The sequence below is a fragment of the Cryptosporangium phraense genome, from assembly GCF_006912135.1.
Classification (GTDB): Bacteria; Actinomycetota; Actinomycetes; order Mycobacteriales; family Cryptosporangiaceae; genus Cryptosporangium; species Cryptosporangium phraense.
The window spans coordinates 1-1,262 of record NZ_VIRS01000077.1; the positions used below are offsets into that span (position 1 = coordinate 1).

Annotated in this window: 1 protein-coding gene; it reads right to left on the reverse strand. The window is 66.2% G+C overall.

The window, feature by feature from the left end:
• Positions 1-15: 15 nt before the first annotated feature.
• Positions 16-1,212 carry an IS30 family transposase gene (locus FL583_RS39810; protein WP_205752879.1) on the reverse strand — a complete coding sequence of 399 codons (1,197 nt, stop codon included), beginning with the start codon at positions 1,210-1,212 and terminating at the stop codon, positions 16-18.
• Between the last annotated feature and the right edge of the window lie 50 nt (positions 1,213-1,262).

Below are 1,262 nucleotides of genomic sequence, written 5' to 3' on the forward strand. Positions count from 1 at the left end.
GGCGGATTCAACCGATCAACGCAACACGGGGCGGGGCTCCTGATCGGAGAGTAGTCGGTCGAGTGATTCGGCTGGGGTCCGCCAGCCAAGCCGCTTCCGCGGCCGGTTGTTCAGCTGCGCAGCGACGAATTCGAGGTAGTCGCGGTGATAGCCGGACAGATCGGTGCCCTTGGGAAAGTACTGCCGCAGCAGCCCGTTGGTGTTCTCATTGATCGCGCGTTGCCAGGGCGAGTGCGGGTCGCAGAAGAAGATCTCGAGCTGGGCGGCTACCGCGATCGCCGCGTGGTTGGCCATTTCTTGGCCTTGGTCCCAGGTCAGGGTGCGTCGCAGAGTCTGCGGCAGCCTACTCATCACCTCGAGCATCGCTGCTTGGACGTCGTCGGCGCGGTGACTGTCGGGCAGGTGCAGGAGCATGACGTAACCGGTGGAACGCTCGACGAGAGTTCCGATCGCGGACTTGTTCTCCGCGCCGGTGATGAGATCTCCCTCCCAATGGCCTGGAACCGCCCGATCGAGAACTTCTGGTGGGCGGTGGGCGATGTTGACCATGCCGGCCAGGCGCCCGCGACGGTCGGCGGTGCGCCGGGGCTTGCGTAATGCCCGGCCGGTGCGCAGACATTTGACCAGCTCGCGCCGCAGGCCGCCGCGGCCCTGCACGTAGAGGCTGCGGTAGATGGTTTCGTGACTCACACGCATGCTCGTGTCGTCGGGAAACAGCAGAACGAGCCGCCGGCTGATCTGTTCGGGGCTGTCCTTGGCATGCAGCCGATTCTGCACATGCTCACGCAGCCTGTCTTCACACGCGAGTCTGCGCGTTTTCGGACGCCGGGAACGCTGGTCGGCCAGCGTCTGGGCGACCGTCGCCCGGTAACCGGACTTTCGGCGGACAGTCCCGCGGCGCAGCTCGCGACTCACCGTCGACGGCGATCGATCAATCGCCCGCGCGATCGCGCGAACCCCCTCACCAGCCGCGTTGCGGCAGGCGATCTCCTCTCGTTCCCGCAGGGTCAGGCGCCGCGCGCCCACGACGGACTCGTCTGCCGGAAACGGCGCGGGCATCACGCCGCCAACGTGCCGGAACCAGCGCCACGCGACAGTCTTCGACACGCCGATCGACGCGGCTGCGTCGGCGATGACCATCCCCGACCGCACCGCTGACCAGAACTCGCGCTGGACCGCTACCGGAATCGCCGGTCGTCCACCAATACCCATGCAGCACCTCTATAGATCGAGGTGTTGCATTGATCGGTTGAATCCGCCCC